This is a genomic window from Proteiniphilum sp. (genome assembly GCF_040307845.1).
Lineage (GTDB): Bacteria > Bacteroidota > Bacteroidia > Bacteroidales > Dysgonomonadaceae > Proteiniphilum.
Genome location: NZ_JAWRIS010000005.1, coordinates 79,785 through 96,812 on the forward strand (window position 1 = coordinate 79,785; position 17,028 = coordinate 96,812).

14 protein-coding genes are annotated in these 17,028 nt (G+C 33.5%); 13 read left to right on the forward strand and 1 reads right to left on the reverse strand.

The window, feature by feature from the left end; translation table 11 throughout:
* Positions 1-14 precede the first annotated feature (14 nt).
* The gene (locus ABV001_RS01270) at positions 15-947 is read right to left on the reverse strand and encodes a hypothetical protein (protein ID WP_352421127.1); all 933 of its coding nucleotides are present in this window, start codon (positions 945-947) and stop codon (positions 15-17) included.
* A gap of 314 nt (positions 948-1,261) precedes the next feature.
* Between ABV001_RS01270 and ABV001_RS01275 the strand changes: the two genes are divergently transcribed.
* The 13 genes from ABV001_RS01275 to ABV001_RS01335 all read left to right on the forward strand — a co-directional run bounded on the left by ABV001_RS01275 (position 1,262) and on the right by ABV001_RS01335 (position 16,449).
* The gene (locus tag ABV001_RS01275; protein WP_352421128.1) at positions 1,262-1,894 is read left to right on the forward strand and encodes a DUF6266 family protein; all 633 of its coding nucleotides are present in this window, start codon (positions 1,262-1,264) and stop codon (positions 1,892-1,894) included.
* A 148-nt stretch (positions 1,895-2,042) separates the two neighbouring features.
* A complete protein-coding gene (locus ABV001_RS01280; RefSeq protein WP_352421129.1) occupies positions 2,043-3,026 on the forward strand; it encodes an SDR family oxidoreductase in 984 nt (327 codons plus the stop codon).
* Between the two features lie 25 nt (positions 3,027-3,051).
* Positions 3,052-4,347: a nucleotide sugar dehydrogenase gene (locus ABV001_RS01285; RefSeq protein ID WP_352421130.1), complete on the forward strand. Its 1,296-nt coding sequence runs from the start codon at positions 3,052-3,054 to the stop codon at positions 4,345-4,347.
* Positions 4,348-4,354: 7 nt separating this feature from the next.
* On the forward strand, positions 4,355-5,605 hold the full coding sequence (locus tag ABV001_RS01290; protein WP_352421131.1) for a flippase: 1,251 nt from the start codon (positions 4,355-4,357) through the stop codon (positions 5,603-5,605).
* A 4-nt stretch (positions 5,606-5,609) separates the two neighbouring features.
* A complete protein-coding gene (locus tag ABV001_RS01295; RefSeq protein ID WP_352421132.1) occupies positions 5,610-6,737 on the forward strand; it encodes a CapA family protein in 1,128 nt (375 codons plus the stop codon).
* Positions 6,738-7,030: 293 nt separating this feature from the next.
* Positions 7,031-7,984 (forward strand): N(5)-(carboxyethyl)ornithine synthase, encoded by a 954-nt coding sequence (locus ABV001_RS01300; RefSeq protein ID WP_352421133.1) that lies wholly within the window; start codon positions 7,031-7,033, stop codon positions 7,982-7,984.
* Between the two features lie 102 nt (positions 7,985-8,086).
* Positions 8,087-9,196 (forward strand): ATP-grasp domain-containing protein, encoded by a 1,110-nt coding sequence (locus tag ABV001_RS01305; RefSeq protein WP_352421134.1) that lies wholly within the window; start codon positions 8,087-8,089, stop codon positions 9,194-9,196.
* 1 nt (position 9,197) lies between these two features.
* Complete coding sequence (locus ABV001_RS01310; RefSeq protein ID WP_352421135.1) at positions 9,198-10,388, forward strand: EpsG family protein; 1,191 nt, start codon at positions 9,198-9,200, stop codon at positions 10,386-10,388.
* Entirely contained in the window at positions 10,385-11,473 is a 1,089-nt protein-coding gene (locus ABV001_RS01315) for a glycosyltransferase (protein WP_352421136.1), read from the forward strand. The genes ABV001_RS01310 and ABV001_RS01315 overlap by 4 nt, the downstream gene beginning before the upstream one ends.
* A gap of 4 nt (positions 11,474-11,477) precedes the next feature.
* The gene (locus tag ABV001_RS01320; protein ID WP_352421137.1) at positions 11,478-12,581 is read left to right on the forward strand and encodes a glycosyltransferase family 1 protein; all 1,104 of its coding nucleotides are present in this window, start codon (positions 11,478-11,480) and stop codon (positions 12,579-12,581) included.
* Positions 12,582-12,586: 5 nt separating this feature from the next.
* On the forward strand, positions 12,587-13,957 hold the full coding sequence (locus ABV001_RS01325) for a phenylacetate--CoA ligase family protein (protein WP_352421138.1): 1,371 nt from the start codon (positions 12,587-12,589) through the stop codon (positions 13,955-13,957).
* Positions 13,958-13,968: 11 nt separating this feature from the next.
* On the forward strand, positions 13,969-15,084 hold the full coding sequence (locus ABV001_RS01330) for a right-handed parallel beta-helix repeat-containing protein (RefSeq protein WP_352421139.1): 1,116 nt from the start codon (positions 13,969-13,971) through the stop codon (positions 15,082-15,084).
* 231 nt (positions 15,085-15,315) lie between these two features.
* Positions 15,316-16,449, forward strand: a complete 1,134-nt coding sequence (locus tag ABV001_RS01335) for a glycosyltransferase family 4 protein (RefSeq protein WP_352421140.1) — start codon at positions 15,316-15,318, stop codon at positions 16,447-16,449.
* Positions 16,450-17,028 lie beyond the last annotated feature (579 nt).

Here is a 17,028-nt window from a genome sequence, read left to right on the forward strand (position 1 = left end):
ATAGGCTATTTCACTTATGAAACAGGCTCCATGTCGTTTACTATTTTTTGTTCTATCAACGGGAACAATTTCTTGAAGAGGGCTGCCACATTCCTGAGATTTTTCAGGGTGCTTTTCCGGTCGAAGTCGATGGACAACACCCCTCTGATATGCTGGTAACTTTTACCGGTCAATTTATGGATAAACCGTGCCCATTGGGTTTTGTCGGAGTTGGAAAAATTCAGCCCCAGTTCATTGAAAAGATAATAAAAAGTCAATGTAATTTCCATCACGGTCATTCCTCCATTACCGGTTTCGCGCGTTTTTCCGTCCAACTGTTTTTTCAGGTCATCGGCCTTTGCCTCCCACATGGCAATTTCCAATTCTTTTCGGGCAAGGATCATCCTTAGTTCTTCTATCTGGTTTTTAATGATATAAGGCTTACAGTAACTCATATAAAACTCCTTGAAAAGCTCCCAGAGTTCATTTTTCTTTGCCAGGCATTCTTCCGTCAATTGTATGTTAAAGTGTTCAAACAAGCAATGGATGATAGCCTCCACGGCCTCTTGCCATTCCTCCCTGGCATTTTCGTACACCTCCTTCATTTCCTGCAAGGCGTAAGGATCTTCTTCTTTTGGTTCGCAAATCTTCATCGTGGCGAAATCACAAAACTCGTTCCTGCCTTCGGCGATGATATTATATGCGTAAATAAAAGAATCATCCCCTTTCATCGCGTGGAGCATCTCCAACCGCACCGGGAGCGCGATGGCGGGATCCACCTCCTCTTCACGCGGTACAAAATTCTCCACTACCCTTTTCCGGGCATCGGCAAAAAGATGCCGGTTAAAATAGATCTCTGTCCTGGTTTTATCATCCCTCAGAGGATACAACTCACGAATCGCTTTTTTAACGTGGGTGTAATAATAGATATCATCCCTTTGATGGGCAAGGTATTCTTTGGTTCTCATAACGGATTATTAAAAAAGGTTCCACACGATTGATTCCACACGCAATTTCCACAAAAATACTTATTTTTCATTATTGTGTGACATAAAAAGTGGTTTTTTTACACTAGTGAACGGTTCCGGCTTAATTATTCACCGGATTAAAGCCCCTATCAAGCCCTCATTTTCTCCAGTTCAATTCTATTGTAGCTCTATTCTAACTCTATTGTAACTCTATAAAAATATAGATTTAGATCTACTTTTGTCCCTCAAAAAGTTGCTTTTGATCCCGATATATATTATCATTGCAAAGTGAAACAACCTCAAAATGAATAATCATGGGAACAATCGATATTTCCAAATCCATAAAGTTGTCCGGCAAGATAGGGCCTGTGATTGCTTATGTAACCAAAGATGGCAAACAAGCGTTCAGAAACTACACCAAACCCCAAAACCCACGTACCCCCAAACAGATGGCACACCGCACAAAATTTGCACTTGCCAATCAAGCACTATCCCCGCTCAATACAATTATCAAGCGAGGCTACCCCGACGATAAGAATGCCTATAGGAGACTGGTGGGCAAAGCCTATCACGAAGCCGTCACGGGCGACTATCCCCACTATTCCTTCGATTACGGCAAGGTTCAAATAGCTGCGGGCAAACTTCAATTGCCTGCTGACATACACCTCCAACTCCAACCGCTTTCCCACACAATCTCGCTTGGCTGGAATCCGCAACTTCCCTTGTCCTCACAACCGGGAAGCGATAACGACAAGCTCTATGTGGTTTGTTTCAATACCGAAAAGCCTTTGGAAGCGAAAACATTGAATGGCGGCATCCGCGCCGCGGGAAAAACGTCTCTCCATCTTCCGGAAGATTGGCAACTGGATACGACCCATTTCTGGATTTACCTCGTCGCTCACGACTTGCAGAAAAATTCCAATAGCATCTATCTTATACCCGAATAATATTGCGAAAGTGTGGAGGTGATGTTTCCCTACTGCAAAAGCTTTAAACATTACAGTTTTTATTGTATTTTTGTACGTTCGTAACAAGACTACCGTACAAGTGAACAATGTGACCGGTAGTCACGAAGTGTGTCGAAAAAATATTCAAATGAATAAAAGTAAATACAAAATTTTAGTAACAGGAGGAGCAGGTTTTATCGGCTCCAATCTCACGGAAGAATTATTGCAGCAGGGACATAAGATAACCGTTCTCGATAACTTCGCTACCGGAAAAATCGAAAACCTATTGCCTCTGTTGAAAAAGTATCCCGACCGTCTTACCCTTCGGGTAGGTGATATACGCAATCTGGGAGATTGTAGGGAGGCTGCCGAAGGGGCGGAATATATCTTCCACGAAGCGGCTTTGGGCTCCGTGCCCCGTTCCATCAAAGATCCGGTCACGACTAACGAGGTAAATGTGACTGGTTTTTTGAATATGTTAGTCGCCGGTCGGGATGCCGGGGTAAAACGATTCATCTATGCGGCCAGTTCCTCCACCTATGGAGACAGCACATCCCTCCCCAAAGTGGAAGATGTAATCGGTAAACCTTTGTCTCCTTATGCCATCACCAAATACGTAAATGAGCTCTATGCAGATGTGTTTTCAAAAACTTACGATATGGAATGTATCGGACTGCGCTATTTCAATGTGTTTGGCAGGCGTCAAGACCCTAATGGCGCGTATGCGGCAGTAATTCCTCTCTTTGTAAAGAAGTTGATGGGTCACGAGTCCCCGGTCATCAATGGGGATGGCGAGTACAGCCGCGACTTCACCTATATCGACAATGTGATACAGATGAATTTTCGGGCAATGGAAACGACTAACCCGGAAGCTGTTAATCAGGTTTACAACACCGCTTACGGTGAGAGAACCACCCTCAACCAACTGGTTGGACATCTTAAGGAGTTTCTGGGAGACTATGATCCTGAGATCAAAAATATAGAGGTGATACATGGTCCCAACCGGCAGGGCGACATCCCCCACTCACTTGCCAATATCGACAAGGCAAGAGCATTATTGAAATACAATCCAAAATACAATATGCGAGATGGTCTTAAAGAAGCCGTAAAATGGTATTGGGAACATCTTTGATAAATTGTAGACTATAGATACAAAAATGAAAGAATTTAAAATTGCTGTTATCGGCTTAGGTTATGTAGGCCTGCCACTGGCACGCCTGTTTGCCACAAAATACCCTGTCGTGGGATTCGATATTAACCGGAAAAGAGTGAATGAATTGATAGAGGGGCATGATTTGACTTTGGAGGTAGAGGATGACATTCTCCAATCTGCATTGGTAAAAGAGAATCCTTTATCACATAATAAGAACGGTCTTTATTGTTCCTGTGATCTTGATGATATCAAGGAGGCCAATATTTATATTGTGACTGTTCCTACTCCGGTAGACAAAAACAATCGTCCAAACCTTACTCCTTTAGTGAAAGCGAGTGAAACGGTAGGTAAGGTGATTGGCAAAGGAGATATCGTGATTTATGAATCCACTGTTTATCCCGGTGCCACCGAAGAGGATTGCATTCCTGTAGTAGAAAAAACTTCCGGATTGAAATTTAATGAAGATTTCTTTGCTGGCTATTCACCGGAACGGATTAATCCGGGCGACAAGCAACACACAGTTGAGAAAATCAAAAAAGTCACGTCCGGCTCTACACTCGAAACTGGAAAAATAGTCAATGAACTTTATAGTTCTGTGATTACTGCCGGCACCCATTTGGCTCCAACTATCAAGGTGGCCGAGGCAGCAAAAGTAATTGAGAATTCACAACGTGATATCAATATCGCTTTTGTGAATGAACTGGCAAAAATCTTCAACCGTATGGGTATCGACACTCATGCCGTATTGGAAGCGGCCGGCACAAAATGGAACTTTCTCCATTTCAAACCCGGGCTGGTAGGTGGGCACTGTATTGGTGTCGATCCCTATTACTTAGCACAGAAAGCCCAGGAATATGGCTATCACCCCGAAATTATCCTTGCTGGGCGACGGATGAACGACACAATGGGGGAGTATGTAGCATCGCAGGTGGTAAAATGCATGATAAAAAAAGGAGTCTGTATTAAAGGTGCTCATGTCCTTGTATTGGGGATTACCTTTAAGGAAAACTGCCCTGATGTACGTAATACTAAGGCGGTGGATGTTGTAAAATCGCTAGAAGAATACGGGGTTGAGGTGACGGTGTATGATCCATGGGCAAATCCTGTGGAAGTCGCGTATGAATATGATGTAGAATCAAAAAACGACTTTACCTCAATAGCAAACAATAGCTATGACGCAGTTGTTCTTTCAGTAGCACACAAAGAGTTTTTAGAACTTAATATTTCTCATTTACTAAAAGAAAAAGGGACAGTGTATGACGTAAAAGGGGAGTTGAAAGAGTACGATGAACGTTTATAAACAATAAGTGAAAGATAAACTTTCAAACATATACAGGAAAGTAAAAAACAGCAAAGACAGCCGAACGTTGATCGCAAACTTCGGCTATCTTTCATTGCTCCAAGTTGCAGGTTATATTTTTCCACTCATCACTATTCCTTACCTCGCAAGAGTAATCGGAGTTGATAGTTTTGGAAAAATTGCGTTTGCATCTGCCGTTGTAGTATGGTTTCAAACAGTTGCAGACTGGGGATTCAACTTTACGGCCACGCGAGATGTAGCAAAAAATAGAGATAACAGAGAAAAAGTATCTGAAATATTCTCTAATGTTCTTTGGGCACGGATGTTCCTAATGCTCATTTCTTTTGCATTATTGATGATTACTATCTACATCATACCTACATTTCAAGAAAATAAAACTATCCTTTTAATTAGCTTCCTGTTAATACCTGGACATATACTCTACCCCGACTGGTTCTTTCAGGCAGTGGAACGGATGAAGTATATTACAATTCTCAATCTGTTATCGAAGCTATTGTTTACCGTATTAATCTTTGTTTTTATTAAAGAAAAGTCAGATTTTATCCTGCAGCCATTATTTAACACGCTTGGTTTTTTAGTGTCGGGCATTATAGCCATGTATGTGATCCTTTTTAGATGGAAAATAAAAATCATAAAACCAAATATATCAACTGTTTTACGAACCATAAAAGGAAGTACGGATGTATTTATTAATAATATTGTACCCAATTTGTACAATAGTTTTTCAGTTATGCTTTTGGGGTTTTATGGAGGAGCAGTGTCTAATGGAATATTCGATGCAGGGAGTAAATTCGTTGGTATTGCCCAGCAATTTATCGGAGTGATAGCTCGAGCATTTTTCCCTTTTCTTTCGCGCAGGTTGGATAAACATAATATATATGTACAAATTAATATCTATGTCTCCTTAATACTTACACTTATTTTATTTTTATTAGCGCCATGGTTAATAAAAGCCTTTTTTACTGAGGAATTTTACCCCGGAATAACTGTTTTACGAATTATGTCATTTTCTGTTTTTTTTATATCTATAAGGAATGCTTACGGCACTCATTATATGATTCTCAAAGGTTATGAAAAAGATCTTAGAAATCTAATTTTTTATGGTTCTTTCGTGGGTTTCATTCTTTCTTTTCCCTTAATATATAATTTTAGCTTTATTGGAGCTGCGATAAATATTGTCATTGCGCAGTCAATAATGGCTTTTTTAATAATCAATAAAGCAAAAAAAATTAAATAGATTCATGAAGCTACTTATTACCGGCGACCTCGTAATTAACCAACCATACAATGCTTCCAAAATGATTGACCAAAAGATTGTTGAACTTTTTAATCAATCGGATTATAATATTGTAAATTTAGAAGCCCCTGTCACTAATAGTGAAATAAAACAGCTGAAAACGGGACCAAACCTAAAAGCTGATAAGAATAGTACTCTTTCTGTGTTGAATGTACTACAAGTAGATGCCGTTACTTTAGCTAATAACCATGTGCTTGATTATGGCAAGCTAGGAATAGCTGATACTTTGCAGTTTTGCAAATCAAATAAAATTGCTACTGTCGGTGCAGGAATGAATATATTTGAAGCATCTCAAACATTATATATTGATACGGAAGAAGGAAAGATTGCTATAATCAATTTTGCTGAAAACGAATGGTCCGCTGCCACAATTAATAGCGCAGGATTTAATCCGATGAATGTGATTGATAATGCAAATCAAATTCAAGAGGCCCATAAACTAGCTGATTATGTTATTGTAATTATTCATGGTGGACATGAATATTATAATCTGCCTAGTCCCAGAATGCAAAAACAATATCGTTTTTATGCGGACCAAGGAGCGGATATTGTGGTGGGGAATCATACACACTGCATTAGTGGAAATGAAGTGTATAGAGGTGTTCCCATATATTACAGTTTAGGGAATTTTTTATTTACAGAAAATAGCTTATGGGCAGATTGGTACAATGGACTAATATTAGAGATTGAGATTAAAGAGAAAAAATTAACTTCAGAGTTTTATATTGTAGAACAGGCTAAAGAGACTTTCAAACTATTATTATCCAACAGTAATATGGTTTTTGAGAGAATAAGTGTATTTAATAGTATCATTGCCGAGGCCGCCAAACTACAAAATAGCTGGGAGAAATATGTAGATAAGCAAAGCAAAGCATACCTAAATCTCTGGTCACCTCTCAACTTGATTAAAAATAGGTATCTCCGTGCCGCCCTCAATAAGTTAAACATTAGTCTAATTAACAAAAAAGGGTTATCAATTTATTTAAATCTGATGAGATGTGAAGCACATAGAGATCTGTCAAATGAAATAATAAAAAAATATATAGAAGAGCCTATCTCAAAAAACCTCTGATTTTCTTATTTTTAGTTGGTATATTGAGAAAAGGTTTATTTTTATCCGAGTACTAAATAACAGTGCTACCTCGGGGATTATTCTTCTAAGATTAATAAATTTCAGTGAATTGAGCAAATATTCAGTGTCCTCATTTTATTAATCTCAAATACTTTTTAATTATATAAACTTGCGACCAGTTTGAAGTACTGATTCGTTAGCATTTACTTGAGAAGTAAGAAAAAGCGACAATTCTAAAAGAATGATTAAATAAAAAGTTTTAATATCATAATATTGAATTAATTATAGATAATATGAAAACAGTTGGCTTACCAATTTCACTTAAAGAGAATGAAAAAAGGAGGGCATTAATACCTAACGATATTTCGGAATTAAAGAATCCAAATTTAATCTATATAGAAAAAGGTTATGGTGATGTACTAGGGTTCTCAGATAAAGATTATCTTTCAAAAGGAGTTAATGTAGCAAATCGAGACGAAGTATTAAAAAAAGACATAATATGCGATCCTAAAATTGGAGATGCAGAGTATTTGAGCCTGTTGCATCAACAAACAATTTTTGGTTGGGTTCATGCTGTTCAAAATAGGGATATAGCAGACAAGATCATAAGTAGCAAACTCACATCCTATGCTTGGGAAGATATGTATGAAGAGGGTAGGCATATTTTTTGGAGAAATAATGAAATAGCCGGAGAAGCGGCAATATTACATGCTTACATGAGTTATGGATTATTTCCCTATAACACAAAGGCTGCCATATTAGGTAGAGGTAATATTGCACAAGGTGCAATGAAAATTTTAAATTATATGGGAGCAGATGTAACGGTGTATAATAGAAAAACAGAAAAATTATTCAGAGAGGAGTTATCAAAGTATGATGTAGTTGTTAATGCAATTTTATGGGATACTTCAAGAAATGATCATATAATATATAAAGAAGACCTCAAGAGGATGAAAAAAGGTTCTTTGATTATTGATATTAGTTGTGATAAAAATGGAGGAATTGAAACAAGTATGCCTACTTCAATTAATAATCCAATATATATTGTTGAGAATGTCATTCATTATGTGGTAGATCATACTCCTTCAATCTTTTGGAAAACAGCCTCTAAATCCCTAAGTCATGAATTTTCTAGGTTCATTGACTTTTTAATAGAGGATAATCCGAATAAAACATTAGTAAAGGCTAAAAATTTTGATAGAGGTATAATCTTTGATGAGCGAATTAAACACTTTCAAAATAGATAATCACAGAGTGCATATCTCCATGGAATTTTGTTGGAGATAAATCCCATCTAAAAAAATTTCAAATTCAAAAACAAACACTAAGCTATGCTAACGAAATCCCGAATGAAAGAATTGATACTATCTCTACCCTTTTTCAAACAATTATATCTAAAAAAAAGGACTAATAGTCGAGACTTAATTCCTTATGACAAAGTAGATACTTTTTTAAATGAAGCAGAAAAAGTTCTTTTAGACAACAGAATGCTATCAGATAATATGAAAATAGGAATAGTCAAAGATGGAAAAGAGCCTAATGGTTATACCTTTAACAGATATTATTATCCAAAATATGCTCGTTTCCTTAAAAATAACAATATTGACTATATCTATTATGATATATATAAGAGCGATTGGATTTCCAAAGCTAAAGAGTTTGATCTAATCATTTGGCATACAGCTTCAGACCCAATCACTCAGGATATAGCTTTAAACAAAATTTACATTTTAGACAAAATACTAAAAAAGAAATGCTTACCATCTTTTGACGAGATTTGGTCTTATGAAAATAAGGTAAATGCAAATTACCTATATGAGGTATATAATTTGCCCACAATTCCCACATTTATTTCATTTGATGAAGCAGAGTCTTTAGACTATATCTCCAAATGTGATTATCCTATTATCTCAAAATCACGAACAGCTTCCGCTTCAGCAGGAGTGAAAAAGATTACAACCCCCAAAAAAGCATATAAACTTGTAAAGAAGATTTTTTCCTCTAAGGGGTTGAAAACAAATTATTTTCACGATCGACAAAAAAATTATGTATATTTCCAGAATTACATCAAAGATGCCACTTATGACTTACGAGTTATTACTATTGGGAAAATAGCATTGGGATATTATCGTTATCCTAAAAAAGGTGATTTTAGAGCATCTGGAGCTGGTATCTATGAAAAAAAAATGATACCGGATGAAGCATTAAAAATAGCTTTTAAGGTAAAGGATTTATTTGGTGCAACATGTCTTGCTACAGACTTATTATATAGTGAACACACTAAGCAATATTATATAATAGAAAGTTCAATTTTCATAGGTGTAGATACACCTCGTCAGCTAGAAATCAATGGTATATCAGGTTATTATGAGCTAACTAAAGATGGAAGTTTTATTTTTAAAGAAGGCCGTTTTTGGATTCAAGAATTAACATTGAAGAGCCTTTTAGAAGATTATTAAAATGAATAAAAATATAAAATTATACGCATATAGATCGTTCTTTTTATTCATCATCTCCCCTTTCCTTTCTTTGCCTTTTATTTTCATCGATATCTATAATAGAAAGAAAGGAGCCCTTTTATGTCTAGCTCTGTTCATGGGGATTCTAACTTATCTTTTACTACCGGATTGGTCCTTAGATTTGGCTAGATACTATCAGAGTTATGAATTAATAAAAGAATATAGTTTTGAGGAATTTAAAAATTATTTATCGTTACGGTCTGACTATGTATACTATTTTCTATTTTTTATATTCTCTAGAGTTGGAGTCAAATTTCAGATACTTCTATTTTGCCTATCTACATTTAATTTCTATATTCTATTTTATATTTACAATAAAGTCGCAGTTCAGTGCTCCATTTCTAATAAAGAGTACTTCAAAAAGTTCATTTTATATCTTTTCAGTATAGCAATATTATATTACTTATCTGCTACTCGCAATTCTTTAGCATGTAGTTTCTTCTTGCTATTCGCATATAATTATTACTTTTTAAACAGAAAAAAAAGAGGAATTATCTTATTGATAACTGCAATTATTACACATATTTCTTTTTTAGTCTATGTTCCCATAATGCTAATTATTTCTCTTATAAAAAATAAAAAAGGGCTTATTATTAGTAGTTTATTAATATTTTTCCTTTTTTCCGTAATTCCCGTTGAAAGATTTTTAAATGTTTTCATTGGAATATTACCTGGTTTCACACAAAAAGCTTTCATCTATTTAGCTGAAGATCGAATAGGGCATTGGACTCTTGTCTTGTCCCATTATTTAATAATATTATTAGGACTTATTTTTTTAATTTCATTCTATAAAAAGCTAGATATAAGATTTTTAACGCTACTCACATCTTTAATATTAGCAGTTATATTAGTTTTTCCTTTTGGATTTATTACGTACGATAGATATACATTTGCTTTTAAACCTGTTCTTGTTCTGGGATTAGTTATTTGCAGCTCTAATATTGTCGATTTACATTCCAAGAGAATTTTATATCTAATAGAAAAAACAGCTCTTTTTTCATTTTTACTCTACTTTACTTATTCATTTTATTTATATAGGTACAATATTATGCCTTATTTTTCTTTTGAAAATATGTTTCTTCTTAATATTTTATCGACAGAATATACACTTCAAGATATCTTCTTCTTATGAAAAAAATATTATTTATTATCCCTTCATTTCGAAGAGGAGGGGTTGAAACTATCACTCTAAACATTATAAATAGTCTAAATAATAAAGAGTTAGACATCATTTTATTAGTTTGTAGCGGTAGCAATAATACCTTACTCAACGATATTCGATCTAGCATAAAGATCATAGAATTACATAAAAAAAATGTAAGAGGTGCCTTACCTGAAGTATTTAAGATATTAAAAAAAGAAAAACCAAATAGTGTATTTACTTCATTCAATCATTTGAGTTTACCGATAATAACTTACAAATATATTTCCAAAAGCACTTATAAAACTATAGTACGAATTAATAGTTTACCATCAAATGACTTAAATTCCAATTTTAGGGGAAAACTTTATAATAAATTATTTAGTAAACTTATTAGAAAAGCAGATATTATTATTAGCCAAACAGAGGAAATGAAAATTGACATCTGTAACTATTATAAGCTTAAATCTGAAAAAGTACAAACAATTCGTAACATAATTGACTTTGATAGGATAGAGCAGCAATCAAAAAGTCTTATTACTGAGAGTATAAAAGGTCCAGATACATTTTCTTTTATAGCAATCGGAAGCTTGGGAGAAGTTAAAGGGTTTGATCTTCTAATCCGAGCTATTCATAACCTAATTAATAAAAATATCACGAATATACGGCTATTTATAATAGGAGATAATAGAGAATCAAACGAAGATTATAGAAGTAAATTGGAAAAACTTATTTTAAAACTAGAATTAAAAAATTACGTTGTTCTCTTAGGGTTCAAGAAAAATCCTTATCCATATTTAAAACAAGGTGACGCTTTTGTTCTTTCATCAAGAAAAGAAGGTTTTCCCAATGTTGTTTTAGAAGCACTATCCTTAAATAAACCTTGTCTTGTTACTAACTGTGTTGACTTCACTGGTATTATCAATAATAATATAAATGGAGTAATTGTGCAAAAAAACAGTATTGAAGCTCTTGAAGCAGGAATATTAGAAATACAGAAAATAAATCATATTGACAATTCAAAAATTCTCAACAATTTTAATTTTGACTATAACAAATGGTTTCAGGCCATATGATATTATGAGTAAAGATCCGATAAGAGTCCTTCATGTCGTTACAATAATGAATCTTGGAGGCATAGAAAATTTATTAATGTCAATATATAGAAATATTGACAGAACAAAAATTCAATTCGATTTTCTTGTTCATAGAGAAGAAAAAGGTATATTTGACGATGAAATAATATCTATGGGAGGAAAAATTCACAAGATGACTCCTATAATTCTCTCTAAATGGATAGATTATTATAGAAAATTAAAATATTTCTTTAATACCCATGATTATCAAATAGTACATTCGCACCTAAATGCCAACAGTACAATCGTTCTTGGAATAGCTAAAAAAGCTAATATCAAATACCGCATAGCACATAGTCATATTGACAAGTCACTGGGTTCTAAAGCATATCTTAAGTCTATATTGCGAAAAGGAATTAATAAAGTCTCGACAAAAAGATTTGCCTGCTCACAACAGGCAGGAAAATGGTTATATGGTCAAAGATCGAAATTTGAAATATTATACAATTCTATTGAAACAAATCGTTTTATATTTGATTCAAATAAGAGATTAGAAATAAGAAAGAAACTAAGCATTAATTCTAACGAAATATTATTAGGTAATATAGCACGCTTTACTCCGCAAAAAAACCATACTTTTATTATTGATGTATTCAATAGTTATCAAAAGATTAATCCCAGCTCTAAATTATTGTTAATAGGGGAAGGGGAGTTATCGAGTTTGATTAAAGAAAAAATATATCGCTTAGGATTAGAGAATAAAGTATTTTTACCCGGAGCCCTAAAAAACGTTAATGATTATTTGAATGCTTTGGATTTATTCTTATTTCCTTCTTTATTTGAGGGTCTTGGAATAGTAGCCATAGAAGCACAGGCAAATGGGTTACCTATCTTGATAACAGACACTTTACCAAAAGAAATCGATGTAACAAACCTAGTTGAGAGGATGAATTTAAAAGAGAACTCCATGGAATGGGCAAAAAAAATTAATTTTTTAATTAATAAAGATGTAATCCGTATGGACTATAATAAACTTATTAAAACAAGCAATTACGATATACACAAAAATGCGAATTTTTTAATGGAATATTACTTATCACTTAAATAAAATTTATGCAACAGTTTATATACAGAATATTACCCAACTTCATACAAAATCTACTAATTAGTTGTTTTAATATTATTCAGTATAAGAAAAGGTATGGTGGTAATTATACAAAATATTTAAATACTCTCAAGTTAAATCAATCTCTCAATATTGAAGAGCTAAATAATATACAACGAAGTAAGTACGAATTTTTCATGACTAAGGTTTTACAAAAATCATCATACTATAAGTTATTATATAAAAATATCAAAGAACCTTCTAATTTAGATAGAATCAAGGAATTACCCATAATCTCCAAGGAAGAATTGAGACAGCATATAATGGAAATTTATACAATAAAGCCAAAAGAGGGGGTTGCTTCCAAAACAGGCGGAACTACAGGTAAATCGTTAGAAGTTTATTATACACTAGACAACCTACAAGAAAGATTTGCATTGCTTGATCATTTTAGAGAAAGTTTTGGCTATAAACTCGGCAAAAAAACAGCTTGGTTTTCAGGGAAAAGTCTGTTAACAACAAGAGATATACATAAAAGAAGATTTTGGAAAACAGATTATATACATAAAGTTCGATATTATTCAACATTTCATATTAAAGGAGAATATTTAAAATCTTACTTAGAAAATCTCATCGAATATCGCCCTGAATATATAGTAGGATTTCCTTCTTCAATTATAGAAATTGCGAGATATGGATTAAGACATAATTATGATTTTCCTGCCGGTGTAATCAAAGCTATTTTTCCAACAGCGGAAACAATAACTAATGAAATGCGAATAGACATAGAATCATTCTTCAAAACTCGTTTATACAATCAATATGCATCTTCTGAAGGCGCTCCATTTATTTTTGAATGTAAAAATGGTAATCTCCATTTAGAACTACAGAGTGGGATTTTTGAAGTTCTGGATGAAAATAACATCCCGTCAGAATCAGGGAGGCTTGTTATCACGTCATTCACGACTGAGGGTACTCCCCTCATTCGATATGATATAGGTGATACAGTTATATTAGAGAACAAAAGTAAAACTTGCGATTGTGGGAATCAAAACCCACTAGTCAAAGAAATTCAAGGACGCACTGACGACTATATTTATTCTCCGGAAAGAGGTAAAATTAACTTAGGAAATGTTTCCAATACATTGAAAAATACAGCAGGAATAATACAATTTCAAGTTATTCAAAATGAACCGAACAGATTAGAAATTTTATTGATTACCGATTCCTCTCAATACAATAAAAAGATTGAAAATAAATTTATTGAAAATTGGAAAGATCGAGTAGGTAATAACATGTGTATTACTTTAAAGTATGTAAATGAAATCCCCTTAGAGAAGAGTGGAAAATTTAGAATCGTAAAAAATAATCTCAAGTAAATTAAATCAAAATGAAAATTTTTATCCTTCACTCCTATTTTTATTTATTCATGTCTTTATTATGTCCTCTCTTTGGAAGCAACACACTTCAAAAAGCACCTATAAATCCCCCTACCAACTTTAATAGCTTTATTAACATAGTCGATTTTCTCCCTGAGAATTTTGTAAAAGACGGGACTATAGACTATACTTCAACTATTCAATCATTGATTGACAACAATACCAACTTATTATTTCCTCCGTTTCCTTTATTAGTTAATGAGAAAGGTCTAAATCTTCGCTCAAATAGTGTACTATATTTCCCAAAAGGTGGTTGTATAAAAATGAAACCAAACAATAGCTCTCATTATTCAATATTGCACATTGAAAATATTCAAAATATTAGAATTTATAATGCTGTTCTAATAGGAGACAGGAAAAATCATCTAGGCAGTAGTGGGGAATGGGGAATGGGTATATATATAAAAGGGGCAGAAAATATCTACATCACAAATGCAGTTATCAGTGATTGTTGGGGCGATGGAATTGATATTATGCATAGTAGTGATAAAAATAACTCCAAAAATATATTTATTGAAAAGTGTAAGATAATGAGAAATAGAAGAAATGGTATTACAATAGGAAGCGGAGAGGATATCACAATAGCAAATTGTATTATTAGTGATACGAATGGAACATTACCTATGGCTGGAATTGACATAGAACCTAATAATAATAAGGCTGAATTAGGAAAGATCAAGATTGAAAATCTAAAGACTTCGAGTTGTAGAATAGGAATACAGCTAGGTCTCAGTCGCTACCCTTCTCACAAGAAAAGAAAAATCAATATTACAATTGATAACTTTGAGAGTTTTACCGATGAGCACGGCTTATTGATTGGTGATTATTATAGAGCACACCAATATGAACCGGGAATAAAAAAACTTACGGGAACTGTATCTTTTTCCAATATTATTATAAATGACTCAAAAAATGATCCGATAAAGTATTATAGCCAATATGGATATGAATATGGACCTAACACCATCTTTAAAAATATAAAGATTAAAAATAAAGGTAAACTTATGGAATCCAAAGGAATTAAAAACAATTTGAAAATACGAAAATTCAATATAGATCAGTTTTAAAATTGTTTATACGTGATTTCATTATTGGTCTACTTTTTGAGGGAGGAAACAGTAAAGATTTAACTAAAATAATTTTATCTCTCGAAAGTGATGTTGAATACTATAAAAAATAGCTTTGCTGTGTGTTGAGCGAGCTAAAGATTTTGATATTCTGACAATGGTAAAAAAATACATTGAAGTTTACAGAAGGTTTGAAAGAGAGTACAGAAATAAAAAAATGGATATATATTTATGGATCAAGTTAAAAATAAATTTTTTTTTGTTGTAAATGTGGATTGGTTTTTTCTGTCACATCGTCTACCATTGGCATTGAAAGCAATAGAAAATAATTTTGATGTATATTTACTGACTGCCGATACAGGTAGAAAAAAAGAAATTAAGGAATATGGTATTCATTTTATAGATATACCTTTTGAACGAAGTGGGAAAAATATTTTTCATGAATTAAAATGTATTCGTATTCTCGAAAAACACTATAGAAAACTAAAACCAGACATTATTCATCATGTCACTTTAAAAGCATCGCTATTAGGATCCATTGCTGCCAAAATTTCAAATAAAAAGAATGTGATAAATGCTATAAGTGGGCTTGGATATAACTTTACCAATGAAAGGAACGGAATGTTACAAAAAATGATTCGACTAATGATGAAGAAGTCATTTACATCCGAATATTTTTATTTCATTCTTCAGAATCCTGATGATATTGCAACAATGAAAGAATTCAAATTTGTTCCAGATAATCACTACAAATTAATAAAAGGTTCCGGAGTTGATTTACAAGAATTTCCTTTTACTGAGTTGAAGGATAAAGAGAAAGTGCGAATTTTATTCCCGGCACGCATTTTATATGACAAGGGGGTGATAGAACTTATTAAGGCAGCAACTATTTTAGAAAAAAAATGGAACGGTAAGGCGATATTTATTTTAGCGGGCGATTGCGATGAAAGCAACAAGGCTGTAGTACCTCCACGGGATTTAGAGAAATTATTAATTCCCGGATACATTGAATGGATCGGATTCAAAAAGAATATGGTTGAACAATACCAACTATCAGACATCGTTGTCTTACCATCATATCGAGAAGGATTACCTAAGTCTTTAATAGAAGCTTGTGCTATTGGCAGGCCGATAATTACAACGGATGTTCCGGGATGTAGAGAGTGTGTAGTAGATGGTTATAATGGCCGTATTGTACCAGTTAAGACAATAGATTTACTGGCTAATGCTATAGATGAATTGTGTGACAGTGGACAGAAAAGAATAGAGATGGGGAGAAATTCAAGAGAGTTAGCTGAAAGAGAATTTTCAATTGAAAAGGTTATTGACAAAACGTTTGCTATCTATGATGAGATATTGAAATAACGCCTTATTTTACACCTACACAAGAACCAATATACTTATTAACAGCAGATTACACACAATGGAATACAAAAATCCATTTTCTTTTTATGATTTTCTAGGGTACTCCATACCTGGAGCCTTATTCTGTTATCTATTCGTTCTAGCTTTTGGGGCAAAAGTGGGTAATTGGATTGGATTTGATTTCTTTCAAGGGTTAAGTCTTTTCGAACAATCAATTGCGTTTATAATAGTATCCTAATGTGTTAGGTCATATAGTGAATTACCTGTCACGATTGAACACTATTCGATATAGTCAATAGGATATCCTTCTAAATACATTTTTGGAATCTTACCGAAGGGATATTTCAAAACTCTTGATAATCTAAGAACCTGTTTTGAATTTAGAATATTAATATAATATATTGAATATCAGTTGGTTGATTAGATATTATTTCGTAACTTTATGGTTACCAAGACATAAGTTATGAGTGATTATCCAACCAACCTCACTGATAAACAGTGGCAAGTTATAAAGAATATAGTAGAAACCAAAGAAAGGAAGCGAAAACATTCATTGCGGGAAATGATAAACGCTATGCT